Below are 26,465 nucleotides of genomic sequence, written 5' to 3'. Positions count from 1 at the left end.
TCGTGTCCCGGCTCCGGGTACCTGGGGAAAACCGCCCGTCCAGGCTCCGCGGCCTGGGGAAAACCCTTCTCCAGCCTTGCTGTGCGACGCCTGCCCCGCGAGCGGACTACGCTCGGTGCCCATGAGCGACAGGCACATCAGTCAGCACTTCGAGACGCTCGCCATCCACGCGGGCAACACGGCGGACCCCCTCACCGGTGCGGTCGTCCCGCCGATCTACCAGGTCTCGACCTACAAGCAGGACGGCGTCGGCGGCCTGCGCGGCGGCTACGAGTACAGCCGCAGCGCCAACCCGACACGTACCGCCCTGGAGGAGAACCTCGCCGCCCTCGAGGGCGGCCGACGGGGCCTCGCGTTCGCGTCCGGACTGGCGGCCGAGGACTGCCTGTTGCGTACGCTGCTCAGCCCCGGGGACCACGTGGTCATCCCCAACGACGCGTACGGCGGCACGTTCCGGCTCTTCGCGAAGGTCGTCGCCCGCTGGGGCGTCGAGTGGTCGGTCGCCGACACCAGCGACCCGGCCGCCGTCCGGGCCGCCATCACCCCGAAGACCAAGGCCGTGTGGGTGGAGACCCCCTCCAACCCGCTGCTCGGCATCACCGACATCGCCGCCGTCGCGCAGCTCGCCCGGGACGCCGGCGCGAAGCTCGTCGTCGACAACACCTTCGCCACGCCGTATCTGCAGCAGCCGCTGTCGCTCGGCGCCGACGTCGTCGTGCACTCCCTGACCAAGTACATGGGCGGCCACTCGGACGTCGTCGGCGGCGCGCTGGTCACCGCCGACGAGGCGCTCGGTGAGGAACTGGCGTACCACCAGAACGCGATGGGCGCGGTCGCCGGGCCCTTCGACTCCTGGCTGGTGCTGCGCGGAGCCAAGACGCTGTCGGTGCGGATGGACCGGCACAGCGAGAACGCGACCAAGGTCGCCGACATGCTGACCCGGCACGCGCGCGTGACGAAGGTGCTCTACCCGGGTCTGGAGGACCACCCCGGTCACGAGGTCGCCGCCAAGCAGATGCGGTCCTTCGGCGGCATGGTCTCCTTCCAGGTCACGGGCGGCGAGGAGGCGGCCGTCGAGGTCTGCAACCGCGCCAAGGTGTTCACGCTGGGCGAGTCCCTGGGCGGCGTGGAGTCCCTGATCGAGCACCCCGGCCGGATGACGCACGCGTCGGTCGCCGGCTCGGCCCTCGAGGTCCCCGCCGACCTCGTACGCCTCTCGGTGGGCATCGAGAACGTCGACGACCTGCTGGAAGACCTTCAGCAGGCCCTGGGCTAGCCCCTTCGGCGGTTCACGAGCGGGCCGGTCCGTCCGGTCACCAGCCGGTCAGCGGTGGAGTCGTCTCCGACGGCGGCTCCACCCAAGGCCGGGCCGTCACCGCCCACACCACGAACGCGACGCTCGCCGCGAACATCAGGAACCACATCAGCCGCAGGGCCGCCCGTCTGCGCCGCAGCATGCGGCCGCCCCGGCGCACCACCTCGGCGTGAAGTTCCGGCGGCACGGGCGGATGCGCCTGCTCCATGATGCGGCGTACGGCGGCTTCGCGTTCGGGCCGGTTCACGGCCGCTCCCTTCCCGGGTGGCCCCTCGTCCTCATGACGCCGCCACCTTCGCGCCTCCCACCGCCGGAGCGGGCCCGCGCGGGGGATGCAGCAGCGTCGCCGTGGCCCGGTCGCAGATCGTGCGGACGCGTTCCGTGGCGAGTCCGAGCAGGGCGGCCGTCTGTTCCTCGGCGACGCCCTCGTAGAGCCGCAGGACGAGGACGAGGCGTTCCTGCGGGGCCAGGGCGGCCAACGGGTTCGCGGGGTGCGGTCGGTGGCCGCCCAGGCCGCCGTACTGGTGCCAGGCGCCGTGGGCGAAGCGGGTGGCCAGGTACTGGCGGGTGCGGTCGTAGGGGTCCTCGCCGCGCAGTCCGTCCCAGCACGCGTACGTGTGGGCGAGCGCCAGCGTCAGCAGGCGCCGCGCGCGCGGGTTGTCGTCCGGCGCCTCCGCCGTCAGAAGCGTCGCGGCATGCAGCAGCCGCCCGGCGGCGCCCGCGACGAACGCCTTGAACTCCCGGGTCCGGCGGGCGTCCTGGGACGCATGCCGTTGTCGCACCGCGCCTCCCGCCTGAGGGCGACCTGTGAGGGAACGGGACCCGCGCCACGTACCGGATACGGAACCGCGTGCGAGTCAAGGACCCGGTCTCATATGAGGCCAGGGGTGGCCTTTCGGTCAAGAGCCGCGCACCCCTCGAGAGCCGCGCACCCGGAGAACGGGTGCGCCACGCGCGCGTGAAGGACGCTCAGGACGCCGACGGTCCGTCCGCGCCCGGCAGTCCCTGGGCCGCCATCCGGGAGGAGAGCGCGGTGTTGAAGCGCGTGAGGAGCGTGCAGAACGCCTCGCGCTCCTCCGGTGCCCAGTCGTGTGTCAGCTCGGCCATCAACTGACGCCGGGAGGAGCGCACTTCCTCCAGCCGCGACAGCCCGCGCGGGGACAGCTGGAGCACCACCGCCCGGCCGTCCTCCGGGTGGGAGGTGCGCTTGACGAGCCCGGTGTCCACGAGCGGAGCCACCTGCCGGGTGACCGTCGACGAGTCGATGCCCATGCTCGCGGCGAGCGCCTTGACGCCCATCGGGCCTTCCTTGTCGAGGCGGTTGAGCAGCAGATATGCGGCGCGGTCCATGGAGTTGCGCACCTGCCCGACCCCGCCGAGCCGGGTCTGTTCGGCACGACGGGCAAAAACCGCCACCTCGTGCTGCAGCGTGTCGAGGAGACCGGTGTCACCGACGGTCGTCATGTCCATCGACATTTCAGGTGTTGTGGGCATGGCCGGGGGCTCACTTCAGATAAGGGGTGCTGGGTTGGGGGACAGGGTACGCGGCCGGAAGGCGGGCCGTACCGGCGCTGCGGAAACCGGTCTCGGAGGTTGGTCACAGCGGCCGCTTGCGCCTGTGAACTGCGATGCTTGTGTCATGAGCTACGGCACGGCTGACTCCTTGCACTCCCTGCGGCCCGTCACCCTGGACGATGTGCGCGGCGCCCAGAAGATGCTCATGGGTGTGGCGCGGGTGACCGCGATGGAGGGCAGCCGGCACCTGTCCCAGCTGGTGGGCTCGCCGGTGCACTTCAAGTGCGAGAACCTCCAGCGAACGGGCTCGTTCAAGCTGCGCGGCGCATACGTCCGGATCGCCGGGCTGCTGCCCGAGGAGCGGGCCGCCGGGGTCGTCGCCGCGAGCGCCGGCAACCACGCGCAGGGCGTCGCGCTGGCGTCGTCCCTGCTCGGCGTGCGTTCCACGGTGTTCATGCCGAAGGGCGCCCCGCTGCCGAAGATCAGCGCGACCCGGGAGTACGGCGCCGAGGTCCGGCTGCACGGGCAGGTGGTCGACGAGACACTGGCTGCCGCGCAGGAGTACGCGGAGCGGACCGGGGCGGTGTTCATCCACCCCTTCGACCATCCCGACATCATCGCCGGTCAGGGCACGGTCGGTCTGGAGATCCTGGAGCAGTGCCCGGAGGTGCGCACGATCGTCCTCGGCATCGGCGGCGGGGGTCTCGCGGCCGGTGTCGCGATCGCGGTGAAGTCGGTCAGGCCCGATGTGCGGATCGTCGGCGTCCAGGCCGCGGGCGCGGCCGCGTACCCGCCCTCGTTGGCGGCCGGGCATCCGGTGTCGATCGAGAACCCGGCGACGATGGCCGACGGCATGAAGGTCGGCCGGCCCGGCGATGTGCCGTTCGAAATCATCGGCGAGCTGGTCGACGAAGTGCGTACGGTGTCGGAGGACGAGCTGTCCGCCGCGCTGCTGCTGAGTCTGGAGCGGGCCAAGCTGGTCGTCGAGCCCGCCGGGGCGAGCCCGGTCGCGGCACTGCTGAGTGACCCGGGTGCTTTCGAGGGGCCGGTCGTGGCGGTGCTGTCCGGCGGCAACGTCGACCCGGTGCTCCTGCAACGCGTACTGCGCCACGGTATGTCCGCGCAGGGTCGCTATCTGGCCGTACGGCTCAGGCTGACGGACCGGCCGGGCGCCCTGGCGACGCTTCTCGGGGCGTTGTCAGTGGTGGACGCTAACGTCCTCGACGTGAGTCACGTACGGACCGATCCACGGCTCGGGCTCACGGAGGCGGAGGTGGAGCTGCACCTGGAGACGAAGGGTCCGGAGCACTGCGCCGAGGTCGGCCAGGCCCTGCGGAACGCGGGCTACACGGTCATCGACTGAGCCGCCGGGGCACCGAACTCCCAGCTCAGGAGCTTCTCCATCACTCGTTCGAGTAAGTCCGTTGAGAGACGCGATACATCGCGTTATGGTGTGTCTCGTGGCCGGATCGCCGCCGCTGTCCCGCCACCCATCAGGCGGAACAAAAAGCACAAACCTAGGCTTTTCGAAGAATCCCCGACGACGTGGAGACTGATATGCCAGGCGCCATCTATGCCGAAGGCCTGGTGAAGACCTTCGGTGACGTAAGGGCTCTGGACGGCGTCGACCTGGACGTGCCGGAAGGCACCGTCCTGGGCCTGCTCGGGCCGAACGGCGCGGGCAAGACGACGACCGTCCGCTGTCTGACGACCCTGCTGCGACCCGACAGCGGCAAGGCGGTCGTCGCGGGCCTCGACGTGCTCAAGCATCCCAACGAGGTGCGGCGCTCGATCGGTCTGTCCGGCCAGTTCGCCGCGGTCGACGAGTATCTGACCGGCCGCGAGAACCTCCAGATGGTCGGCCAGCTCTACCAGATGAAGGCCAAGGACGCGAAGGTCCGGGCCGGCGAGCTGCTCGAGCAGTTCAACCTCGCGGACGCCGCCGACCGTACCGCGAAGACCTACTCCGGAGGCATGCGCCGCCGCCTCGACCTCGCGGCCGCCCTGGTCGTCTCCCCGCCCGTGATGTTCATGGACGAACCGACGACCGGTCTCGACCCGCGCAACCGCCAGCAGCTGTGGGAGGTCATCAAGCAGCTCGTCTCCGGTGGCACGACCCTGCTGCTGACCACGCAGTACCTGGAAGAGGCCGACCACCTCGCGCACGACATCGCGGTCGTCGACCACGGTCGCGTCATCGCCCGCGGCACCTCCGACCAGCTCAAGGCCCGCACCGGCGGCGAGCGCGTCGAGGTCGTGGTGCACGAGCGTGAGCACATCCCGACCGCCCGGGAAGTGCTCGCCGGCTTCGGCAAGGGCGACACCACCGTCGAGGATCACACGCGCAAGCTCACCGTGCCCGTCACCGGCGGCGCGAAGCTCCTCGCCGAGGTCATCCGTGAACTGGACGTGCGCGGCATCGAGATAGACGACATCGGCCTGCGCCGCCCCACCCTCGACGACGTCTTCCTCTCCCTGACCGGCCACCACGCCGAGGCGGAGGAGAACGGCGCGAGCGGTGCCGCCCAGGACGCCAAGGACCGCCGCCACAAGAAGGAGGCCGGCAAGTGAGCGCCGTCACCGACGCCGTACGCGTCACGCCCGCCACGAACCCGATCAGCCAGTCGATCCGGGACTCGCTGGTCGTCGCGAAGCGCAACCTGATCCGCATGTCCAGGATCCCCGAGATGGTCATCTTCGGGCTCATCCAGCCGATCATGTTCGTGGTGCTGTTCAGCTATGTGTTCGGCGGCTCCATGAACATCGGCGGCACCACGGACCCCGCGGTCTACCGAGAGTTCCTGATGGCCGGCATCTTCGCCCAGACCGTCACCTTCGCCACGGCGGGTGCGGGCGCCGGGATCGCCGACGACATGCACAAGGGGCTCATCGACCGCTTCCGCTCGCTGCCCATGGCGCGCGGGGCGGTGCTGACCGGGCGGACCCTCGCCGACCTGGTGCAGACGGCGCTCACGCTGTTCGTGCTGGCGATGGTCGCCCTGCTGGTCGGCTGGCGCACCCACACCAGCATCGGTGAGGTGCTCGGCGCCTTCGGTCTGCTGCTTCTGCTCGGGTACGCCTTCACCTGGGTCGGCGCCCTGATCGGACTCTCCGTACGGACCCCGGAGGCGGCCACCTCGGGCGGGCTGATCTGGCTCTTCCCGGTCACCTTCGTCTCGAACGCTTTCGTGGACTCCAGCCAGATGACGCCCTGGCTGCGCCATGTCGCCGACTGGAACCCGTTCAGCGCCACGGTCCAGGCCTCCCGCGAGCTCTTCGGCAACCCGGGGGTCTCGACCTCCGACGCCTGGCCCATGCAGCACCCGGTGTGGGCGTCGCTGATCTACTCGGTCCTGATCGTCGTCCTGTTCAGGACGCTGGCGGTGCGGAAGTACCGGTCCGCGACCGCATGAGGTGTCGCCGGGCGGCCTGACGCGGAATGACGAGACCCCCGGCGTCGGTGAGACGCCGGGGGTCTGTCGGGGCAATGCGGGGTAAGGGGATCAGGCGCTGTAGGGCTCGGCCTTGAGGATCTTCACGGAGGCCTTCCTGCCGTTCGGCAGTTCGTACTCCGCGTCCTCGCCGACCTTGTGGCCGAGCACGCCGGAGCCCAGCGGGGACTGCGGCGAGTAGGTCTCGATGTCGGAGCTGGCGTACTCGCGGGAGGCGAGCAGGAAGGTCGTCGTATCGTCCTCGTCGCCGTCGAAGGCGATCGTCACGACCATGCCGGGCGCCACCGCGCCGTCGGCGGACGCCGGGGCCTCGCCGACCTTGGCCTTCTCCAGGAGCTGGGTCAGCTGGCGGATGCGGAGCTCCTGCTTGCCCTGCTCTTCCTTGGCCGCGTGGTACCCGCCGTTCTCGCGCAGGTCGCCCTCCTCGCGCGCGGCCGCGATCTTCGCGGTGACTTCCTCGCGCGCGGGACCAGACAGGTACGCCAGCTCTTCCTTGAGCTTGGTGTACGCCTCCTGCGTAAGCCAGGTGACGTCTTCGCTGGTCTGGGTCACAGGTGCTCCTCGTAGGTACTGGGAATACAAAGCATCGCCCTACCCAGAAGAATGTTCCTTCACGGATGGGCGAAACCACGAGCCTAACAATTCAGCGGCCCAAGGGGGAGGACATAAGCCATCAGACTCACATCGCCGCAGGTCAGCAAGTACGTAATGCGGACGAGGTCAGTCGGCGTGACAGCCGAGCAGCTCCGCGGTCGTGCCCGGTGACGTCGTACGCAGTGTGACTACCTTGTCGATGCGGGTGGCGTCCCCGTCGAAGCGGAAGTCGGCCCGGCCGACCTCGGCACCGCTCTCGGCCTGGGAACGCAGAGTGCAGTAGCCGCTCGCACCGGAGTCCTTGCGGACCTCCAGATGCACCTTCACGGCGTCCCGCTCCTGCTCGAAGCTGATCACCTCGGCGCTGATCTTGTTCTGGCCGACGTAGTAGTAGGCGAAATAACCCATCAGCGCGAGCAGCAGCGCCCCGAGAACGGCACCGGCGATCTTGAGCTTGTGGTCGGCGCGCTCGTCCGAGGAGCGGCCGTAACGGCCCTCGGGCAGTCGCGTGCTCGCCGTACTCATGATCGTCCTCCGGACGCCGGAATTATTCGCCCCCCGATTCGGTCACTATAGAAGCGCCGATCGCCCCGGTTCACACCAGGGGCGCCGACTTACCAAGGATTGAGTCTTGACTGACCAGCTGCGACTGATGGCCGTCCACGCCCACCCCGACGACGAGTCGAGCAAGGGCGCGGCGACCATGGCGAAGTACGTGTCCGAGGGGGTGGACGTGCTGGTCGTGACCTGCACGGGCGGGGAGCGCGGCTCCATCCTCAATCCGAAGCTGCAGGGCGACAAGTACATCGAGGAGCACATCCACGAGGTACGCAAGAAGGAGATGGACGAGGCCCGCGAGATCCTCGGCGTCAAGCAGGAGTGGCTCGGCTTCGTCGACTCCGGCCTGCCCGAGGGCGACCCGCTGCCCCCGCTCCCCGAGGGCTGCTTCGCCCTGGAGGACGTCGACAAGGCGGCCGGCGAACTGGTGCGCAAGATCCGCTCGTTCCGTCCGCAGGCGATCACGACGTACGACGAGAACGGCGGCTACCCGCACCCCGACCACATCATGACCCACAAGATCTCGATGGTGGCGTTCGAGGGCGCGGCGGACACCGAGAAGTACCCGGAGGGCGAGTTCGGCCCGGCGTACCAGCCGCAGAAGCTCTACTACAACCAGGGCTTCAACCGGCAGCGCACCGAGGCGCTGCACAACGCGATGCTGGAGCGCGGCCTGGAGTCGCCGTACGAGGAGTGGCTCAAGCGCTGGAGCGAGATCGAGCGCACCGAGCGCACGCTGACCACGCACATCCCGTGCGCCGACTTCTATGAGATCCGTGACAAGGCGCTGATCGCGCACGCCACGCAGATCGACCCCGACGGCGGCTGGTTCCGGGTTCCGATGGAGGTCCAGAAGGAGGTCTGGCCGACCGAGGAGTACGAGCTCGCGAAGTCCCTCGTCGATACCTCCCTCCCCGAGGACGACCTCTTCGCGGGCATCCGGGACAATGCCTGACATGAGCGCAAGCGTGAGCCTGGCAATGACCCACTTCGCGACCTTCGCCAAGGAGGTCGACGAGGACAAGGTCACCCCCGGCGTCCTCGGTTTCGTCGTCTTCGCGGCGATGGCCCTGGCCGTGTGGGTGCTGATGAAGTCGATGAGCAAGCACATGGGCAAGGTCGACTTCAAGGAGTCCTCGGACACGGAGGCCGGTACGGCCGACGCCAAGGCCGCCGGCCGGGCGGAACCGCAGAAGGGCTGAGCCACGCTGCTCCCGGTGGGTCACCGGGAGTGGTCGGCCAGAGAAAGCAGCAGATGCGCCGACTCCGGCCGCACATGGTCGGAGTGGGCGCCCGCGGGACCGTGTCCGTGGACGAACACATCACTGGCGTCCACGCTGACGAACCGGTGGTCGAGCGAGGCGAGCGGATACGGCTCCCCGGTCGGCAGCATCCGGATCGCCGACACGGGGGCCGGCGCCGTACCGATGCCGGCGTAACCGATGCCCGCGTGCTTCTCGGCCCGTAGGTGCCAGAAGCCGGTGGCCCGGTCGTGCTGCGAGTACGTCGCGGCGACCGGGCCGCGTAGCGGCGCCTCGCCGAGCGCGGTGAACGTCGCCGCGAACGCGTCGCGCGGCGCCGCCATCTGCAACAGCAGCATCGAGTCCACGGTGAACGGGCGCCCCGGCGGCTCGGGTGTGCTCCAGCCCAGCGTGTCCGGCTCGTCGGCGGCCCACTGGACCGCCTCGCACAGGAAACGGCAGCCGAAGGAGTGGCCGACCAGGTGCAGATACTGGCCGTCTCGGTCGGCCAGCACCGGCGCCGAGGCCGGATCGGCGCGGTGGGCGTCGAGACAGCCGAGCAGCCGGCCGATCACCCGCGAGGCGTGTCCGGCCGTGCTCATGGCGTGGGCCCGGTCGCGGATGCGCCGGTAGCCGCCGAGCGAGGGCAGCGAGCGGGAGGGCCAGCGCCGGTACGCGGCCTTCAGCCCCGTACCGAAGCCACCGCCACCCCCATCACCTCGCGGGCGTGCCGGTTCGGGACCATGCCCAGGCGCCAGGCCTGCCAGCCGGCCTCCAGGTTCACGCCGCGTTCCAGGAGGAGCTGGTACGCCTCGACGTAGTCGTCGAGCTTCTCGTCCCGTAGCGAGTGGCTGGTCCGGCCCAGTTGGGACAGGTCCTCCTGGGCCACCGCGGTGCCGACCTCGACGCCGCCCGGTGCCGCGTAGGGCAGCAGTGTGCAGCGCAGGAAGCGGGCCCAGTCCTCGCCGCGGCGGTCTCCGTACGAGGTGAAGAGGCCGATCGCCTCGTCGCACAGCGTCAGTGCCTGCTGGGTGCGGGTGTTGCCGGCGTCGACCACGGCCAGTTCCAGGCATGTCCAGGCCTCGCCGTGGGCGACGCCTATGCGATGGAAGTCCGCACGCGCGTCGACCAGGAGCTGGCGCGCGAAGCCGGAGTTCCGCAGCGAGCCGGTCTGGGCCGCCCGCTGGTCGCGCGTCACCCGGGCCGAGTGGTGGCGGGCGCAGGCCAGGCCGTACACGTCCCGCATCCGGGAGAACATGGTTCTCGACCTCTCCAACTCCCGTACCGCCAGGTCCAGGTTGCCCGTCTCCTCCAGCGCCTGGCCCAGGTAGTACACCGTCCACGCCTCACCACGGGCGTCCTCGTTGTCGCGATGCCGGGACGCCGCCTGGCGCAGGCCGTCCACCGCGGGGGAGGGGTCGCCGGCGACCAGGCGGGCGCGGGCCAGCTGGGTCAGGGCCCAGGCCTCGCCACGGGTGTCGCGGGTGCGGCCGTACAGATCCAGGGCGGTGCGCAGCTCGGTCTCCGCGCGGGGGACGTCACCCATGCGCAGGCCCAGCTGACCGAGCTGGAAGTGGGCCCAGGCCTCACCGTGCACGGACTCGCCCGCGCGGTGCAGGACCAGGGACCGGGTGAGCAGCTCCATGGCCTCCGCCACCCGCGCCCGGTCGCGTTCCACCGCGGCCAATGCGTGCATGGTCCAGGCGCGGTCGGTGGCCAGTGCGGGGGCCGCCTGGAGGTCAAGGGCCTCGTGGAGCTTCGCCGCGGCCTCCGTCAGGTTGCCCTGGTGGTGCAGGGTGATGCCGAGGGAGCACAGGGCACGGGCCGCGCCCGCGTCGTGGTGGGCCTCCATGTAGAGGTCGACCACCGAGGTCAGGGTCGTGCGGGCCTTGTCCAGCTCGCCGAGCTGGCGGGCCGCGATGCCCGTGCGCCATTGGACCGACCTCAGCAGCAGCCCCTGGTCCACCGCCTGCGCCAGCTCGCTGATCTCGCCCAGGCGGTAGAGGTCGCCGCGCAGGAGGCAGTAGTCGCAGAGGGCGCCCAGGAGGTTGAGCACCGCGCCCTGGTTCACGCCCTCCGCGTGGCGCAGGGTCGAGGTGATGAAGCTCGACTCGTCGTCCAGCCAGCGCAGCGCCTCGTCCAGGGAGGTGAAGCCGTGCGGGCTGAAGCGGTCCGAGCGGGTCGACATGTTGCCGTCGACCAGGCGCAGGACCGAGTCGGCCAGCTCGGCGTAGTTCACGATGAGACGTTCCTGCGCCGAGTTGCGCTCGGCCGGTTCCTCCTCGTCCAGGAGGCGGGCCTGGGCGAAGGCGCGGACCAGGTCGTGCAGGCGGTAGCGGTCGCCGCGGACGTGGTCGATCAGACCTGCCCGGGACAGCGCGACCAACTGGCGGGTGGCCTCCGCCTGGTCGGTGGCCAGCAGCGCCGCGGCCGCGGCCGCGCCCAGGGATGCCCGGCCGGCGAGGGCCAGGCGCCGCAGGAGACGGCGGGCCGTGTCCGACTGGTCGGTGTAGCGCAGCCACAGCACCCGCTCGACCGGCTCCACCGGACCGTACGCCCCCAGGTCCGCGGCGAGCGCGCGCGGTGAGCGCGGGCCGAGGGACGAACCCGCGACACGCAGCGCCAGCGGCAGGCCGCCGCACAACTCCCGGACCAGGTCGGACGCATCGGCGTCGTACGGACCCGTCGCGTCCTGCGCCGCCGCCCCCAGCAGTTCCTCCGCGCCCGCCGCGTCCAGCGCCTCGACCGGCAACTGGTGCACCCAGGCCGGCAGATCGGCGGGCAGGTCCAGGGAGGTGCGGGCGGTGACCAGGACCAGGCTGTCGGAGCGCTCGGGGACGAGGGTGCGGACCTGTTCGGGGTCGGAGGCGTCGTCCAGGACGATCGTCACCGGCAGCCCCGTCAGATGCTGGTGGTAGAGCTCGCCCAGCCGCTTGACCTGCTGGTCCGGTGAGGAACGCTCACGGAAGAGGAGTTGCTCGCGGGGCGCGCCCAGCCGGTTCAGCAGATGCATCAGGGCGTCCCGCGTCGACAGCGGTGGTTCCTCCGGGCTGTCGCCGCGCAGGTCCACGACGCACGCGCCGCGGAAGTAGTCCTTCAGATCGTGGGCCGCCTGCAGTGCGAGGGCCGAACGGCCGCTGCCCGACGACCCGTGCAGCACCACCACCGTCGGCCGGGTCTCCGTGCTCGCCCGGGCCGCCTGCACCCACTGCCGGATCCGCCCCAGCTCCTGCCGCCGGCCCGCGAACGCGGCCACCGGCTCGGGGAGTTGACCGAACGACTGCTGAAGCACGTTCCGGCCGCGCGCCGCCGCGCTCTTGTCGGCGCCCTTCAGTCGTGGCCCCGTCTTCTTCGGCCCCGTCGAGGCGCTCAGCACCCGCTGCTGGTCGAGGAACGGCCGGATGCCCCGCACCTCCAGTGCCGTCAGCCACGCCAGCCGCAACTGCTCGGGTCCGCCCGGCTGTCCCACCGCGCCCGCCTGATGATGCGCGGCCGGCAGATGCGCACCGGCGACCTTCACCACGGTCGCCGCGGCACCCACCACACCGACGGCCGCCCCGGCACCGAGCGCCGTACCCGCGCCGGTACCGAGCGCCAGGTCCGTGACGACGGCCGCGAGAGCGGCGACGCCCGCCACCATCAGCGGAGTTCCGCCGCCCTCCTTCGCGTACCGCTGCCCGAACGTGAGGTGGCCGGCCGCCGCCTCGTCCAACGCGCGCGTGTAGGCCTCGTACTCCTCCGCGGCGCTCTGCGCCATGGCATCCAGCGCTCCACGCCCTCGCGCCATCAGCACCGGCCCGTCGGTACGCCCGCCGGAGCGCCGCACCTCCTCCTCCACGGCCCGTGCCAACAGCCGCTCGGCGTCCACCCGATGGCTGTCCCGCATGTCACGTCCCCCTCCGGTGACAACTCCTTTGCCTATGAGTGTCCTTCGGGAGGGGCTTCAGCGCGAGAGGGCGGCGATCAATGGATCCGGTGCGGTGACCTTGAGATCACTCGATCGTTTCTATGACTGTCGGGCGAACTGTCGAATGGGGGAGCTGTGAGCCAAGGGGCGGCGAACGAGCCGACGGAATGGATTCCGGTGGCGTCCTATGCGCGTACGTCGGAGGACTTCCGGCAGCGGGACGGACACGGGGTACGCCACCAGCTGCGGATCAATGAGCGGACCGCGCACCAGCAGGGCTGCCGAATCGTCGCCGTGTACAGCGACAACGGCTGCAGCGCTTCCAAGGAGGGAGTGGCGAGACCTGGATTCGACCGACTGGTCGAGGACTTGGAGCGCGGGAGCACCGCGGACGGCCAGGTTGTCGCGGGGTCGTCTGTGTGGCGGACGACCGGCTGTATCGCCGAGCGGAGGACCTGGCGCGGTACTTCAGCGCGCTGACCAGCCGGCCGGGACGTGTCCACATCGATCCGCAAGGTGTCCGAGACCCGTACTCGCAAGAGGGGCTGCTGCAGGCCGTGCGATCGCTGGAGGCGGCAGAGACCGAGACGCGGGTCAGGAGTCAGAGGCTGACGAACTGGCACTGGGCACGGGCCGCCGAAGGCGTTCCGCACAGTGGGCCACGTCCCTTCGGGTGGCAGGACGACAGGATCACCTTGCACCCCGTCGAAGCGCCACTCGTCGAATGGTGCACCCTTGGCGTGACGGGAACACGGGGCGGCAGGCCCAATCCGCAGACCGTCACACAGATCATGACCGCGCCCAGAGTGTGCGGCTATCGCGCCAACAGAGGTGAGCTTCTGCTGATGCCGGAAACAGGGCACCCGGTGCTGGGGCGGTGGGAACCGATCGTGACGCCGGACCAGTGGCAGGCCGTGTGTGCGACCTTCTCCACAGGCAACCTCTACATGCACAGGGGCAGCGGAACTCCCAGACTCACCGAGACAGGGGCTGCTCCCCGCTATCTCGCCAGCGGCATCCTCCGGTGTGGAGCGAACCGGCAGGACGGCACGGTCTGCCGCGGCCCGTTGTGTGCCCAGAAGGGGAGAAGCCGGAGGAGTCCCTACGTCTACTCCTGTCGCGAATGCAGGCGGTGCAGCATCAGTGGGCCGTTGGCCGACGAAGCGCTCGAGCAGCTCCTGTTCTCCGAAGCGGCGGGACAAGCGCAGCCGTCCGAGGCTGTTCGGCGTCGCTGGCACGCCGGGGAGATGGATCTCCAGGAGAAGCGAAAGATCATCACGGCGGTCATCGTTCGTTGCGTTGTTCGTCCAGGCGTGAAGGGGAACCCCACCTGGGACTACTCACGAGTGGAGCCTGAATGGCGCTGAGGGCCACTCCGTCCCCCAGTCCGTCCGAGCTCTCAGGCAGGATGGACCCATGCCGAACCGACTGGCCAATGAGACATCCCCGTACCTCCTCCAGCACGCCGACAACCCCGTCGACTGGTGGCCCTGGTCGGAAGCGGCCTTCGCGGAGGCGCGACGCCGAGATGTTCCGGTGCATCTGAGTGTCGGGTATTCCAGCTGCCACTGGTGCCATGTGCTAGCGCAGGAAAGTTTCGAGGACGAAGCAGTCGCCGCCTACATGAACACCCACTTCGTCAACATCAAGGTAGACCGCGAAGAACGCCCCGACGTCGACGCCGTCTACATGGAAGCCGTCCAGGCCGCCACCGGCCAAGGCGGCTGGCCCATGACCGTGTTCCTCACCCCGGACGCCGAACCCTTCTACTTCGGTACGTACTTCCCGCCCGAGCCCCGGCACGGCATGCCGTCGTTCCGGCAGGTGCTGGAGGGTGTGCGCAGCGCGTGGAGTGACAAGCGGGACGAGGTCGCCGAGGTGGCCGGGAAGATCGTGCGGGATCTCGCCGGGCGGGAGATCAGCTACGGCGACACACAGGCACCCGGTGAGGAGGAGCTCGCCAAGGCGCTGCTCGGGCTGACCCGGGAGTACGACCCGCAGCGCGGCGGATTCGGCGGGGCACCGAAGTTCCCGCCGTCCATGGTCCTCGAGTTCCTGCTGCGGCATCACGCGCGGACCGGCTCCGAGGGCGCGCTCCAGATGGCGCAGGACACCTGCGAGCGGATGGCCCGCGGAGGCATCTACGACCAGCTCGGGGGCGGGTTCGCACGCTACTCCGTCGACCGCGAGTGGGTCGTGCCGCACTTCGAGAAGATGCTCTACGACAACGCCCTGCTCTGCCGTGTCTACGCCCACCTCTGGCGCACCACAGGCTCCGAGCTCGCCCGCCGGGTGGCCCTGGAGACCGCCGACTTCATGGTGCGCGAACTGCGCACCCCGGAAGGCGGGTTCGCCTCCGCGCTCGACGCCGACAGTGACGACGGCGGCGGCAAGCATGTCGAGGGGGCCTATTACGTCTGGACGCCCGAGCAGCTCACCGAGGTCCTCGGGTCCCAGGACGCCGAACTGGCCGCCCACTACTTCGGCGTCACCGAGGAGGGGACCTTCGAAGAGGGCGCGTCCGTCCTCCAGCTTCCGCAGCACGAGGGCGTGTTCGACGCCGAGCACCTCGAGTCCGTGAAGAGCCGGCTGCTCGAGGCGCGGGACCGGCGCCCCGCGCCCGGCCGGGACGACAAGGTGGTGGCCGCCTGGAACGGGCTGGCGATCGCCGCGCTCGCCGAGACCGGCGCCTACTTCGACCGCCCCGACCTCGTCGACGCCGCGGTCGGGGCCGCCGACCTCCTCGTACGGCTGCACCTCGACGAGCAGGCGCGGCTCTCGCGTACCAGCAAGGACGGTCATGCCGGCGCCAACGCCGGGGTGTTGGAGGACTACGCCGATGTCGCCGAGGGCTTCCTCGCCCTGGCCTCCGTCACCGGTGAAGGTGTCTGGCTGGAGTTCGCCGGTTTCCTGCTCGACCATGTCCTGGCACGGTTCGTCGACGAGGAGTCCGGCGCGCTGTTCGACACCGCCTCCGACGCCGAGCAGTTGATCCGGCGTCCTCAGGACCCGACCGACAACGCGGCTCCCTCGGGCTGGACCGCTGCCGCCAGTGCCCTGCTCGGCTACGCCGCCCAGACCGGTGCCGAGCCCCATCGCACCGCCGCCGAGAAGGCCCTCGGGGTCGTCAAGGCGCTCGGTCCGCGGGTGCCGCGGTTCATCGGGTGGGGGCTCGCCGTCGCCGAGGCGTTGCTCGACGGGCCGCGGGAGATCGCGGTCGTCGGTCCCGCGCTCGACGACCCGGGCACAAAGGCCTTGCACCGTACGGCACTTCTCGGCACCGCCCCCGGTGCCGTCGTCGCCGTAGGGGCGACGGGGAGTGACGAACTGCCCCTGCTCGCCGACCGGCCTCTCGTCGGCGGTGAACCGACCGCGTACGTCTGCCGTAACTTCACCTGTGACGCCCCGACGACCGACCCGGACCGGCTGCGCGCGGCGCTGAGCGGCTGAAACGCGGTTACCCGGACGTCATCCGGTGTTCGGATTCGCCCCTAAGTCACCACACTCCTCCGAAACATACTATTTATTGGAGCAGATCCCACTGTTCACAGATCGCCCATAATCTCTCCACAGTGATCACGGCGGATGTGACCGACCGTCGTGACAGGGGGTCTGGGGATCTGGGGGGATCTGTTGCTGACGTCTGTCTTCATCGCCGCCGTCTCGCTCGCCTTGTTCTGGATGGCGGCGTTCACCCTGTGGTGGCAGATGCACGCGTGGCGCACGCCCGAGGTGCTCGCCTCCACCCGGTTCAGCAGACCGGACGGGGGCGAGCAGGTGTCGTTCTCGCTGCTGCTGCCCGCGCGGCACGAACAGGCCGTGCTGGACCACACCATCCAGCGGCTGCTGGAATCCAGCCACACCGACTTCGAGGTCATCGTCATCGTCGGGCACGACGACCCGGAGACCACGGGAGTGGCCGAGGACGCCGCGGCGCGTGACCCGCGCGTCCGCGTCGTCGTCGACACCCACGACAAGAAGAACAAGCCGAAGGCGATGAACACGGCGCTGCCGCACTGCCGCGGTGACGTCGTCGGGGTCTTCGACGCCGAGGACCAGGTCCACCCCGAGCTCCTCGCCCATGTCGACCACGCCTTCCGGACCACCGGGGCGGACGTCGTCCAGGGCGGTGTGCAGCTCATCAACTTCCACTCCAGCTGGTACAGCCTGCGCAACTGCCTGGAGTACTTCTTCTGGTTCCGCTCCCGGCTGCACCTGCACGCGCAGAAGGGGTTCATCCCGCTCGGCGGCAACACCGTCTTCGTACGGACCGACACCCTCAAGGAAGCCGGGGGCTGGGATCCCGACTGCCTCGCCGAGGACTGCGACCTGGGCGTACGGCTCTCCAGCGTCGGCAAGAAGGTCGTCGTCGCCTACGACTCCGACATGGTGACCCGGGAGGAGACCCCCGGCTCGCTCATGTCGCTGCTCAAGCAGCGCACCCGCTGGAACCAGGGCTTCCTCCAGGTCTACCGGAAGAAGGACTGGAAGCAACTCCCGGGTCTCGGCCAGCGGTTGCTCGCCCGCTACACCCTCATGACGCCGTTCCTGCAGGCATTCTCCGGCGTCGTCATCCCGCTCAACGTCGCGATCGCGCTCTTCCTCGACGTGCCCGTCGGCGTCGCCTTCATCACCTTCCTGCCGGCCGTCACCGCACTGGTCACCTTCGTCTTCGAGGTCGTCGGACTGCACGACTTCGGCAAGCAGTACGGCCTTCGCGTCCGCTTCGTCCACTACCTCAAGCTCGTCGTGGGCGGCCCCTTCTACCAGGTGCTCCTCGCCGGGGCCGCCGTCCGCGCCGTATGGCGTGAACAACGCGGCCAAAACGACTGGGAGTTGACCACTCATGTCGGTGCGCATCTGAACCGGACACCGGCGATCCGAGAGGACGTCCCTGCGTGACCTCCACCCTCCCCGCGGTGACTGTTCCCCAGGTCCCCGCGCAGCGGCAGCCTGCGCCTGAAGCGCGTTCGGCCAGTCGAACGAAACCGTCGAAACGCCCCGACCTCCTCCTCTGCGGTGCGCTCCTCGTCGCGATCCTCACCGTCCAGGGCTGGAACATCGCCGACTACCCGACCCTCAGCGACGACGAGGGCACCTACCTCGCCCAGGCCTGGGCCGTCCAGGAGGGCAAGGGTCTGGCCCACTACACCTACTGGTACGACCACCCGCCGCTCGGCTGGATCCAGATAGCCCTGCTCACCTGGATACCGAAGACGCTGAGCCCCGAGTCGATGACCGTCGGCTCGATGCGGGTGACGATGCTGCTGATCAGCGGGATCAGCGCGGCCCTGGTATACGTCCTCGGGCGCCGGCTCGCCCTGCCGCGCTGGGCCGCCGGGCTCGGCATGGTCCTGTTCGGGCTCTCCCCGCTCTCCGTCGTCCTCCAGCGGGAGATCTTCCTCGACAACCTCGCGGTGATGTGGACGCTCCTCGCGTTCACCCTCGCCGCCTCCCCGAGCCGCCACCTCTGGCACCACTTCGGCGCGGGCATCGCCGCCGCTACGGCCGTCCTCACCAAGGAGACGATGCTCGTCGTCCTGCCGGCGCTGCTGCTCACCATGTGGCGCCACAGCCACAGGGACACCCGCAAGTTCGCCCTCACCGGCGCGATCACGGCGTGCACGCTGATCGGCCTCGCCTACCCCTTGTTCGCCCTGCTCAAGGGGGAATTGCTGCCCGGCGGCGGACACGTGTCGCTGTGGGACGGGGTCAAGTACCAGATGACCAGGCCCGGTTCGGGATTCATCCTCGACCAGGGGTCCGGTTCCCACGGGGTGCTGCGGTCGTGGCTCTACTACGACCGTGTCCTGCCCCTCGGCGGTCTCGTCGGCGCGCTTCTGCTGCTGGCCACCTGGCGCTGGTCGGTCACCGCCCGCGCACTGGCCGGACCGGCCCTGACGGTCGCGATCCTCGCCGGGCTCGCACTGCGCCCCAACGGCTATCTGCCCGCGATGTACGTCATCCAGGCGCTGCCGTTCCTCGCGCTCGTGCTGGCCGGGGGCACCGCCTCCGTCGCCCACGCCGTCCTGCGCAGAAGCCACCGGCTGCCCCACGGCGGCCGGTACGCCCTCGCCGCCGTCCTCGCGATCGCCGCCGGCGCCTACGTCGTCCCGCGCTGGTACGACGGCGACCGCACCGCCGTCACCGCCGATGCCAACGCCCCCTACCAGGCCGCCTCCAAGTGGCTGGCGACCGAGGTGGAGCGGCCGGAGAAGACGCGGGTACTCGTGGACGACGCGCTCTGGCTGGACCTGGTGCACGCCGGGTACCGGCCCGGGCTCGGCGCCATCTGGTTCTACAAGGCCGATCTCGACCCGGCGGTGACCAAGACGATGCCGCACGGCTGGAAGGACCTCGACTACGTCGTCGCCTCCCCGACCGTGCGGCGCGACGCGGCCGACCTGCCCAACGTCAGGGCCGCCATCCAGCACTCGACGCCGGTCGCCGTCTTCGGCACCGGTGCGGACCGGATCGAGATCCGGCAGATCCAGACCGTCTCCGGAGGCGTTCGATGACCCACGAGTACACCGCTCCCGTCCCGGACGTACGGGTCGCCGAGATTCCCGAACCGGGTGCCGTCACCATCGTCGTACCGACGTACAACGAGTCCGCGAACATCCGCCAACTGCTCCAGCAGATCACCGAGTCGGTGCCGGCCAGAATCCCTTGCGAGGTCGTCTTCGTGGACGACTCCACCGACGACACCCCAGAGGTGATCCACGAGGCCGCCAAGGACTGCCCGTTCCCGGTGACCGTGCTGCACCGCGACGAGCCGGTCGGAGGGCTCGGCGGGGCGGTCGTGGAGGGGATGAAGGCGGCCGGGTCGGACTGGGTCGTCGTGATGGACGGCGACTGCCAGCATCCGCCGTCCCTGGTCCCGGAGCTGGTCGCGACGGGGGAGCGGGCGAACGCCGGGCTCGTCGTCGCCTCCCGGTACATCAAGGGCGGCAGCCGCGCCGGGCTCGCGGGCAGTTACCGCGTGGCCGTGTCCAGAGCGGCGACCTGGCTGACCAAGTCCCTCTTCCCGCGCCGGCTGCACGGCATCAGCGACCCGATGAGCGGCTTCTTCGCGATCCGCCGCAGCGACATCACGGCCGACGTCCTGAAGCCCCTCGGCTACAAGATCCTCCTCGAACTCGCCGTCCGCAGCCGCCCCCGCGCGGTCACCGAGGTGCCCTTCGTCTTCCAGGACCGGTACGCGGGCGAGTCCAAGTCCAGCGCCCAGGAGGGCCTGCGCTTCCTGCGTCACCTGGTCGGTCTGCGCACCGCCTCGCCGGTCGCCCGCATGGTCGGCTTCGGCCTGATCGGCGCGACCGGCTTCGTGCCCAACCTGCTCGGGCTGTATGTCCTCACCGTGCTCGGCATGCACTACGTACCGGCCGAGATCCTCGCCAATCAGCTCGGCGTCGCCTGGAACTTCCTGCTCATCGAGCATCTGCTGTTCCGCGACCGCCGCCGCCACCGGCGCTGGTGGGACCGTGCCGGCCGGTTCGCCCTGCTCGCCAACGCCGACCTGGTGCTGCGCATCCCGCTGATCGCCCTGTTCGTGCACCGGTTCGGGATGGGCGCACTGTCCGCCACCGCGCTCGCGCTGGTGACGACGTTCGTCCTGCGCTTCGCCGGGACCGAGGCGCTGGTCTACCTCCCGCGCGGAAACAGGAGCCGCACGGCATGAACCCCAGACGGAGAACCGCCCTGCTCGGAGTGGGCGCCCTCACCGCCGGCCTGCTCCTGACCGCACCGCAGTCCGCCTCCGCCGCCAACCTCGTCAAGAACCCCGGCTTCGAGACCGCCGGCACCGGCGACATGCCGTACTGCTGGGAGAGGTCCGGCTGGGGAGACAACGACTTCACCTTCACCACCACGTCCGACGCCCACTCCGGCTCCAAGGCCATGAAGGTCGAGCTGACCCGCCGTACCGAAGGCGACCGCAAGGCGCTGATCACCGAGTCGGCGGAGTGCGCCCCCGTCGTCAGCGTGGGCAGACAGTACGACCTGAACCTCTGGTACAAGTCGACGACCCCGGACGCGTCGGTCACGCTGTTCCGGCACGACACCACGGCCGGCTGGCAGTACTGGACGGACCTGAAGACCCTGGAGATCGCCGGAAGTTGGACCGAGGCGAGCGTCCGTACGCCCGAGGTCCCCACCGGTACCGACCGCATCACCTGGGGTGTCTCCGTCTACGGCACCGGCTCCGCCACCACCGACGACTACACCATGGAGCAGGTCGCCGACCCCGTCCCCGCACCGCAGTGCACGGGCACCGCCGAACAGTGCGCCAACGGCCGCTGGGACGTGCTGCCCACCCAGAACCCGGTGCGCTCCATGCACTCCGTCGTCCTCAACAACGGCAAGGTGCTGCTGATCGCGGGCTCCGGCAACAGCGAGGAGCAGTTCGACGCGGGCACCTTCACCTCGGCCGTGTACGACCCGGTCAACGGCACGTACAAGGTGATCCCCACGCCCAAGGACATGTTCTGCTCCGGGCACGTCCAGCTCCAGGACGGGCGCGTGCTGGTGATGAGCGGGAACAAGGCGTACCCGGTCGCGGGCGGGCACGGCTACGAGGGGTTCAAGGACTCGTACGTCTTCGACCCCGTCACCGAGACGTACAGCAGGACCAACGACATGAACGACGGCCACTGGTACCCGTCCGCGACGATCCTCGGCAACGGTGACGTCATCTCCTTCGGCGGGCTGCGCGAGGACTCCACCGGGTCGGTGACCGCCGAGCTGTGGTCGGACGCCGAGCAGAAGTGGCTGGAGCTCTGGAAGGTCAACCAGACCTGGTCGTACTGGGGTCTGTACCCGTCGATGATCCTGATGCAGGACGGCCGCCTCTTCTACTCGGGCAGCCATGTCTTCGGCAACAACATCCCGGGCACCGGCAGCGCGATCTACGACTACGACGCCAACACGGTCACCCAGGTCCCGGGGCTCCGGAACAAGGACGAGCGGGACCAGTCGGCGAGCGTGCTGCTGCCGCCCGCACAGGACCAGAAGGTCCTCACGATCGGCGGCGGCAACATCGACTCCAACCCGGACGCCAACCGGCTGACCGACGTCATCGACCTGAAGCAGGCAAACCCGGCGTACACCGTCGGTCCGCCGCTCCCGCAGGGCACGGTCGACCTCGGCAACGGCAAGCAGGCCCAGACCGGCAACCAGGGCAAGATGTACGTCTCCGCCGTACTGCTGCCCGACGGCAAGGTGCTGGAGACCGGCGGCGCGCTGCACAACCGCGCCGACCCGGTGTACGAGTCGTCGCTCTACGACCCGGACACCGGCACCTTCGACCCGGTCGCCGCCGACCCCGAGGCCCGCGGCTACCACTCCTCGGCGTTCCTGCTCCCCGACGGCCGGGTGATGACGACCGGCGACAACCCGGGCAACGGCACCTGGAACCACAACGTGTCGATCTACACGCCGCCCTATCTCCTCAAGGGCCCGCGTCCGTCCATCACTTCGGTCATCGACACCGAGTGGACCTACGGCGACACCCAGCGGATCACCGTCGACCGGCCCATCGCCAAGGCCGAGTTGATCCGCCCGGCCGCGGTGACGCACTCCTCCGACCCGAACCAGCGGTTCGTCGACCTACCGCTGTCGGTGGACGGCGGCAACGTCGACCTCAACGTGACGAGCAACCCCGACCTGGCCCCGCCCGGCTGGTACATGCTCTTCGCGGTCGACGCCAACGGGGTGCCGTCGGTGGCCAGGTGGGTCCATCTGCAAGGGCCTTCGGCGCTCGGCGCGACGGACGCCTCGGCGCACGTCCACTCCTTCGCGGACTCACCCGAAGGCAAGGTCACCGAGCCCGGCAAGAAGCGCACCTCGCAGAAGGTGCCGGTCACCGTCTCCGGCTGCGACCGGCACTACGGCTCGATCAACGTCTGTGTGCCGACCGACTTCCCGCCGAGCGTGAAGGCCGGCACCAAGGCCCGCTGCGACTGGCTGAAGACGAACGACTACGGCCGGCTGAAGGTCAACGGCAAGGACGACCCGCTGCGGCTCGACCGCAACGGGGACGGGGTGGCCTGCGGGAAGGCCGACCTCAGGAAGCGTTAGGGAAGTCCGCCAGGGCGCGCGCCACGATGGCCTCCAGCTGTTCGTGGTGCGCGCCCTTCCAGTACGCGCGCCCGCACTGGGTGCACTGCGCGAACACGTCGTACGACCGGTGTGTGCCGCCGGCCAGCTGGTCCGCCACCTCCTCCTTGGTGGCCTCCCTGAGCAGGCCGTTGCAGGCGGTGCAGCGCGTCCAGGGCCGTAGCTCGGGGCGGAACCGGTCGAGGATGTCGCGGAGCTGCTCCTCGGGGCGGGTGCTGTAGACATAGGCGCCCGCCCACAACTCACGGCGGCGCAGCAGGCCCCGGTCGCGGCTGAGCATGACCCGCTGCTGGACGGCGGAGCGGGTGGCGAGGGCCGGGTCGCCGATGTCCGTCGACTCGTACGCCGTGTCCACACCGAGCAGGCGCAACCGGCGGGCGAGGGTGCCGAGGTGGACGTCGAGGAGGAAGCGCAGCGGAGCGCCGGGCACCCGCTGGGGGCGCTCGACGTCCCGTACGGCCACGGAGTCGCCGACGGCGGGGACGTACGACCTGGGCACCTCGCGGCCGTCCACGAGGAGTGTGCCGACCTCGGTCAGCGGGACGCCGAGGGACTCGACGACATGGCCGAGGGTCGAGACGCCGTCGGTGGTGACCGCGGTGGAGCCGTGGCGGCGTTCGTGCGGGACGAACAGGGCCAGCCTGGGGGCGAATTCGACGTGGATCTCCGGTCCGTTCACCTGGTCAGGATGTCATGTCAGCCGTCGGCGGCCTCAGGTTTTCCGTACCGGCAGGCCGTTGGTCAGGACCTCCACGGTGCGGTCGACGAGGTCGACGAGGTCGTCCTGGAAGCCGCTCTCGGCCCAGTACTGGGCGATCTCCCCGAAGCCGCTGATGAGGGACATCGTGTAGACCCGTACCTCCAGGCCGTCCTTGTCCCAGCCGGTGCGCTCGGCGACGGCCTCGGCGAGCATGCGGCTGGTGACCGCGATGTGCTCCCGCATCCGGGACCGCACCGCGGGGACCTGGACCAGGAGATGCGATCGCATACGGGTGATCTCGGGCTCCTTCTCGAGCCCGAAGCTGATGGCCTTCTTCATCACGTACCGCATCGAGTCGACCCACGCCTCGTCCGCCGGCCGGTTGCGCAGCTCGTCCAGGATGATCGGGTCGTACTCGTCCGTGAGGACGATGTCCTCCTTGGTGGGGAAGTAGCGGAAGACCGTGGACGGCGACACCTCGGCGCGCTCGGCGATCTGCTCGACGGTGGTGGCGTCGTAGCCCTGCTCCTTGATCAGGGCGTACGTCGCGTCGCGGATCGCCGTCCGGGTCTTGATCTTCTTCCGCTCACGAAGCCCCAGCTGGGGGGCGTCGGTGAGCGGGAGGGAGCGTGCGGGCGTCATGGGTTCATTGTCGGGCATCGGTCTGCGGGGCCACCACGTCCGGGGTGCCGGCGCTCATGTCGGCCTGACGCGTCCCCGGCAGGAACGCCGCCGCGAGGAGCGCCGCTACGAGGGCGGCGGCGCCGCACACCACCATGACCACGCCCATGCCGTGGACGTAGGCGCTGTTCGCGGAGGCCACCAGGTCCGCTGCATTTCCGGGGCTCGCCTTCTCGGCGACGAGGTGCGCCGCGACCACGGACTCCCCGGCGGTGTCGGCCGCCTTCGCCGGCAGCCCGGTGACGTCGAGCCGGTCCCGGAAGGTGTCGGCCAGCAGACTGCCGAGCAGGGCGATACCGATCGCGCCGCCGACCTGGCGCAGCGTCATCAGGAGCCCGGAGCCGCTGCCGGCGCGGTCGCGGGGCAGGGCGCCGAGGGCTCCGGCCATGGCCGGCATGAGGGAGAAGCCGAAGCCGAGGCCGGTGATGGAGAGCCACAGCGCGGTGAAGCCGTAGCCGGAGTCGACCGTCGTACGGCTGGCGAGGAGCGCGGCGAAGGCCAGCACCACCAGACCGGCGCTGACCGTGGCGCGGGCGCCGAAGCGGGTGGCGGCCTGCGGGGCCGTGCGGGAGGCGACCAGGATTCCGCCCATCATCGGCAGCAGCCGTACGCCGGTACCGAGGGCGTCGTTGCCGAGGACGGCCTGGAGGTAGGGCGGCAGCACGAAGAGAAGGCCGGACAGGACGAACATGACCAGCGTCGCGGCGATCGTGTTGAAGAGGAAGCCGCGCTGGGCGAGCAGGGTCATGTCGAGCATGGGGCGCTCGACCCGGCGTTCGCGCAGGACCAGCGAGGTGATGAGGACGACGGCCGCCGCGAGCATGGCCAGGACCAGCGGGTCGCCCCAGCCGCGGGTGGGCGCCTCGATGATCGCGTAGACCAGGGCGCCCAGGCCGGCCGCGGTGAACGCGGTGGAGACGGTGTCGACCTTGGGGGAGGCGGGGTCGCGGGTCTCGGGGAGCAGGAAGACGCAGGCGGCGATGCCGATCGCGGCCATCGGGATGTTGACGAGGAAGACCGAGCCCCACCAGAAGTGGTTGAGCAGCCAGCCGCCGATGACGGGGCCGAGCGGCAGGCCGAGTGCCGAGGCGGCGGAGACGATGGCGGTGGCCTTGGGCTGCTCCTCACGGGCGAACAGCGTGGGCAGGACGGAGAGCGCGAGCGGGGTGACCAGGGCGGCGCCGACGCCCATCAGCGCGCGGGCGGCGATGACCGAGTGCACGTCCCCGGCGAGGGCCCCCACCAGTGAACCGGCGAGGAAGACGCCGAGCCCCACGATCAGCATCCGCCGCCGTCCGAAGCGGTCGCCGAGCAGTCCGGCGGGGAGCATCAGCGCCGCGAACACGATCACGTACGCGTCCGCCATCCACTGCTGCTGGCCGGTGGAGGCGCCGAGGTCGGCGGCCATGGTCGGGAGCGCCACGTTGAGGATCGTCGTGTCGAAGCCGAGGGTCAGCATGCTCGTGACGAGGGCGGCGAGGGCCCACCAACGCCGCGGATCTGAAGTGGAAGCGTCCATGAAATGAGAGTAGCTCTCAAAAAGGAGTTCCTGTCAACAAAAAAGGGGCCACGGCTTGAAGCCGTGGCCCTGAAGGGCGGAAGTGCCGCTATCCGTGCTGGTACGCCACCAGCGAGATCCCGACGTAGTGGACGACGAACGCCGCCAGCGTGAGCGAGTGGAAGACCTCGTGGAAGCCGAAGAAGCGCGGGGAGGGGTCGGGGCGCTTGAGGCCGTAGATCACGCCGCCCGCGCTGTAGAGCAGGCCGCCGACGATCACCAGGACCAGGACCGCGATGCCGCCGGTGCGCATGAAGTCGGGCAGGAAGAAGACCGCCGCCCAGCCCATCGCGATGTAGCAGGGGGTGTAGAGCCAGCGCGGAGCGCCCACCCAGAAGACACGGAAGATGATTCCGGCCAGGGCGGCACCCCAGATGCCCCACAGCAGCCACTGCCCCTTCGCGCCGGGCAGGAGCAGCATGGTCAGCGGGGTGTAGGTGCCCGCGATGATCAGGAAGATGTTGGCGTGGTCCAGTCTGCGCAGGATGCCGTCCATGCGCGGACTCCAGTTGCCCCGGTGGTACAGGGCGCTGACGCCGAACAGCAGACAGGCCGTCAGGGCGAAGATCCCGCAGGCGATGCGGCCCCGTGTCGAGTCCGCGAGGGCGGTGAGCACCAGGCCCGAGATGAGCACGGCCGGGAACATGCCCAGATGCAGCCAGCCCCGGAGCTTGGGCTTGATCTCTTGCGGCAGGGAGAGCGCCACGGGGTTACGGCCGGCGGCCGGCGAGTCCAGAGGCGCATCGGAGGCGGACGCAGTCATGCACGGCATCGTACCTACGGAACCGTAGGTTGCGGATGAGCGCGGGCCCGGAAAGGGCTGAGAGTGGC

General features: G+C 70.0%; 24 protein-coding genes. 13 read left to right on the top strand and 11 right to left on the bottom strand.

Features of this window, described 5'->3' with window-relative positions; all coding sequences use genetic code 11:
- Nucleotides 1–121: 121 nt before the first annotated feature.
- Nucleotides 122–1,276: a cystathionine gamma-synthase gene (locus ACWD3I_RS11880; RefSeq protein WP_365392026.1), complete on the top strand. Its 1,155-nt coding sequence runs from the start codon at nucleotides 122–124 to the stop codon at nucleotides 1,274–1,276.
- A gap of 37 nt (nucleotides 1,277–1,313) precedes the next feature.
- Here ACWD3I_RS11880 and ACWD3I_RS11875 read toward each other — a convergent pair whose 3' ends face one another.
- From ACWD3I_RS11875 to ACWD3I_RS11865, 3 genes are all read right to left on the bottom strand, one after another.
- On the bottom strand, nucleotides 1,314–1,562 hold the full coding sequence (locus tag ACWD3I_RS11875; protein ID WP_307026556.1) for a hypothetical protein: 249 nt from the start codon (nucleotides 1,560–1,562) through the stop codon (nucleotides 1,314–1,316).
- Between the two features lie 31 nt (nucleotides 1,563–1,593).
- Nucleotides 1,594–2,097, bottom strand: a complete 504-nt coding sequence (locus ACWD3I_RS11870) for a sigma factor-like helix-turn-helix DNA-binding protein (RefSeq protein WP_365392023.1) — start codon at nucleotides 2,095–2,097, stop codon at nucleotides 1,594–1,596.
- A gap of 187 nt (nucleotides 2,098–2,284) precedes the next feature.
- Nucleotides 2,285–2,791: a MarR family winged helix-turn-helix transcriptional regulator gene (locus tag ACWD3I_RS11865; RefSeq protein ID WP_365392021.1), complete on the bottom strand. Its 507-nt coding sequence runs from the start codon at nucleotides 2,789–2,791 to the stop codon at nucleotides 2,285–2,287.
- Between the two features lie 163 nt (nucleotides 2,792–2,954).
- On the opposite strand from ACWD3I_RS11865, the gene ilvA reads away from it, so the two are divergent.
- From ilvA to ACWD3I_RS11850, 3 genes are all read left to right on the top strand, one after another.
- Entirely contained in the window at nucleotides 2,955–4,193 is a 1,239-nt protein-coding gene (ilvA, locus tag ACWD3I_RS11860) for a threonine ammonia-lyase (protein WP_365392019.1), read from the top strand.
- 194 nt (nucleotides 4,194–4,387) lie between these two features.
- Complete coding sequence (locus ACWD3I_RS11855) at nucleotides 4,388–5,401, top strand: ATP-binding cassette domain-containing protein (protein ID WP_365392018.1); 1,014 nt, start codon at nucleotides 4,388–4,390, stop codon at nucleotides 5,399–5,401.
- Entirely contained in the window at nucleotides 5,398–6,243 is an 846-nt protein-coding gene (locus ACWD3I_RS11850; protein WP_365392016.1) for an ABC transporter permease, read from the top strand. Before ACWD3I_RS11855 ends, ACWD3I_RS11850 begins: the two co-directional genes overlap by 4 nt.
- A gap of 90 nt (nucleotides 6,244–6,333) precedes the next feature.
- On the opposite strand, the gene greA is transcribed toward ACWD3I_RS11850, so the two are convergent.
- Both greA and ACWD3I_RS11840 read right to left on the bottom strand, forming a co-directional pair.
- Entirely contained in the window at nucleotides 6,334–6,834 is a 501-nt protein-coding gene (greA, locus tag ACWD3I_RS11845; protein ID WP_046260823.1) for a transcription elongation factor GreA, read from the bottom strand.
- Between the two features lie 168 nt (nucleotides 6,835–7,002).
- Entirely contained in the window at nucleotides 7,003–7,401 is a 399-nt protein-coding gene (locus ACWD3I_RS11840) for a DUF4307 domain-containing protein (protein WP_365392013.1), read from the bottom strand.
- Nucleotides 7,402–7,528: 127 nt separating this feature from the next.
- Here ACWD3I_RS11840 and mca point away from each other — a divergent pair, with 127 nt between their 5' ends.
- Nucleotides 7,529–8,389 (top strand): mycothiol conjugate amidase Mca, encoded by an 861-nt coding sequence (mca, locus tag ACWD3I_RS11835; protein WP_365392550.1) that lies wholly within the window; start codon nucleotides 7,529–7,531, stop codon nucleotides 8,387–8,389.
- Nucleotides 8,382–8,636 carry a hypothetical protein gene (locus tag ACWD3I_RS11830; protein WP_365392011.1) on the top strand — a complete coding sequence of 85 codons (255 nt, stop codon included), beginning with the start codon at nucleotides 8,382–8,384 and terminating at the stop codon, nucleotides 8,634–8,636. Before mca ends, ACWD3I_RS11830 begins: the two co-directional genes overlap by 8 nt.
- Before the next feature lie 20 nt (nucleotides 8,637–8,656).
- On the opposite strand, the gene ACWD3I_RS11825 is transcribed toward ACWD3I_RS11830, so the two are convergent.
- Nucleotides 8,657–9,277, bottom strand: coding sequence for a hypothetical protein (locus tag ACWD3I_RS11825; protein ID WP_365392009.1), 621 nt, complete (start codon nucleotides 9,275–9,277; stop codon nucleotides 8,657–8,659).
- 80 nt (nucleotides 9,278–9,357) lie between these two features.
- A complete protein-coding gene (locus ACWD3I_RS11820; protein WP_365392007.1) occupies nucleotides 9,358–12,561 on the bottom strand; it encodes a tetratricopeptide repeat protein in 3,204 nt (1,067 codons plus the stop codon).
- Nucleotides 12,562–12,717: 156 nt separating this feature from the next.
- On the opposite strand from ACWD3I_RS11820, the gene ACWD3I_RS11815 reads away from it, so the two are divergent.
- The 7 genes from ACWD3I_RS11815 (at nucleotide 12,718) to ACWD3I_RS11785 (ending at nucleotide 22,656) form a co-directional block, all read left to right on the top strand.
- Nucleotides 12,718–13,062 carry a recombinase family protein gene (locus tag ACWD3I_RS11815; protein WP_365392005.1) on the top strand — a complete coding sequence of 115 codons (345 nt, stop codon included), beginning with the start codon at nucleotides 12,718–12,720 and terminating at the stop codon, nucleotides 13,060–13,062.
- Nucleotides 13,002–13,949: a recombinase family protein gene (locus ACWD3I_RS11810; RefSeq protein WP_365392003.1), complete on the top strand. Its 948-nt coding sequence runs from the start codon at nucleotides 13,002–13,004 to the stop codon at nucleotides 13,947–13,949. Before ACWD3I_RS11815 ends, ACWD3I_RS11810 begins: the two co-directional genes overlap by 61 nt.
- A gap of 49 nt (nucleotides 13,950–13,998) precedes the next feature.
- A complete protein-coding gene (locus ACWD3I_RS11805; RefSeq protein WP_365392001.1) occupies nucleotides 13,999–16,032 on the top strand; it encodes a thioredoxin domain-containing protein in 2,034 nt (677 codons plus the stop codon).
- 183 nt (nucleotides 16,033–16,215) lie between these two features.
- A complete protein-coding gene (locus ACWD3I_RS11800; RefSeq protein WP_365391999.1) occupies nucleotides 16,216–17,484 on the top strand; it encodes a glycosyltransferase in 1,269 nt (422 codons plus the stop codon).
- Nucleotides 17,481–19,100: an ArnT family glycosyltransferase gene (locus ACWD3I_RS11795; protein ID WP_365391997.1), complete on the top strand. Its 1,620-nt coding sequence runs from the start codon at nucleotides 17,481–17,483 to the stop codon at nucleotides 19,098–19,100. The genes ACWD3I_RS11800 and ACWD3I_RS11795 overlap by 4 nt, the downstream gene beginning before the upstream one ends.
- Nucleotides 19,097–20,260, top strand: a complete 1,164-nt coding sequence (locus ACWD3I_RS11790; RefSeq protein WP_365391995.1) for a glycosyltransferase family 2 protein — start codon at nucleotides 19,097–19,099, stop codon at nucleotides 20,258–20,260. The genes ACWD3I_RS11795 and ACWD3I_RS11790 overlap by 4 nt, the downstream gene beginning before the upstream one ends.
- Nucleotides 20,257–22,656, top strand: coding sequence for a galactose oxidase-like domain-containing protein (locus ACWD3I_RS11785; protein ID WP_365391993.1), 2,400 nt, complete (start codon nucleotides 20,257–20,259; stop codon nucleotides 22,654–22,656). Before ACWD3I_RS11790 ends, ACWD3I_RS11785 begins: the two co-directional genes overlap by 4 nt.
- On the opposite strand, the gene ACWD3I_RS11780 is transcribed toward ACWD3I_RS11785, so the two are convergent.
- The 4 genes from ACWD3I_RS11780 to trhA all read right to left on the bottom strand — a co-directional run bounded on the left by ACWD3I_RS11780 (nucleotide 22,643) and on the right by trhA (nucleotide 26,397).
- A complete protein-coding gene (locus tag ACWD3I_RS11780; protein WP_365391991.1) occupies nucleotides 22,643–23,374 on the bottom strand; it encodes a Mut7-C RNAse domain-containing protein in 732 nt (243 codons plus the stop codon). The two genes, ACWD3I_RS11785 and ACWD3I_RS11780, sit on opposite strands and share 14 nt — an antisense overlap.
- A 33-nt stretch (nucleotides 23,375–23,407) precedes the next feature.
- On the bottom strand, nucleotides 23,408–24,037 hold the full coding sequence (locus ACWD3I_RS11775; protein WP_365391989.1) for a TetR/AcrR family transcriptional regulator: 630 nt from the start codon (nucleotides 24,035–24,037) through the stop codon (nucleotides 23,408–23,410).
- A 4-nt stretch (nucleotides 24,038–24,041) separates the two neighbouring features.
- Nucleotides 24,042–25,595, bottom strand: a complete 1,554-nt coding sequence (locus ACWD3I_RS11770; protein WP_365391987.1) for a DHA2 family efflux MFS transporter permease subunit — start codon at nucleotides 25,593–25,595, stop codon at nucleotides 24,042–24,044.
- A gap of 88 nt (nucleotides 25,596–25,683) precedes the next feature.
- A complete protein-coding gene (gene trhA, locus ACWD3I_RS11765; RefSeq protein ID WP_365391985.1) occupies nucleotides 25,684–26,397 on the bottom strand; it encodes a PAQR family membrane homeostasis protein TrhA in 714 nt (237 codons plus the stop codon).
- Nucleotides 26,398–26,465 lie beyond the last annotated feature (68 nt).

This window comes from Streptomyces sp. NPDC002817 (genome assembly GCF_053592055.1).
This window is presented reverse-complemented; position numbering and strand designations above follow the sequence as displayed.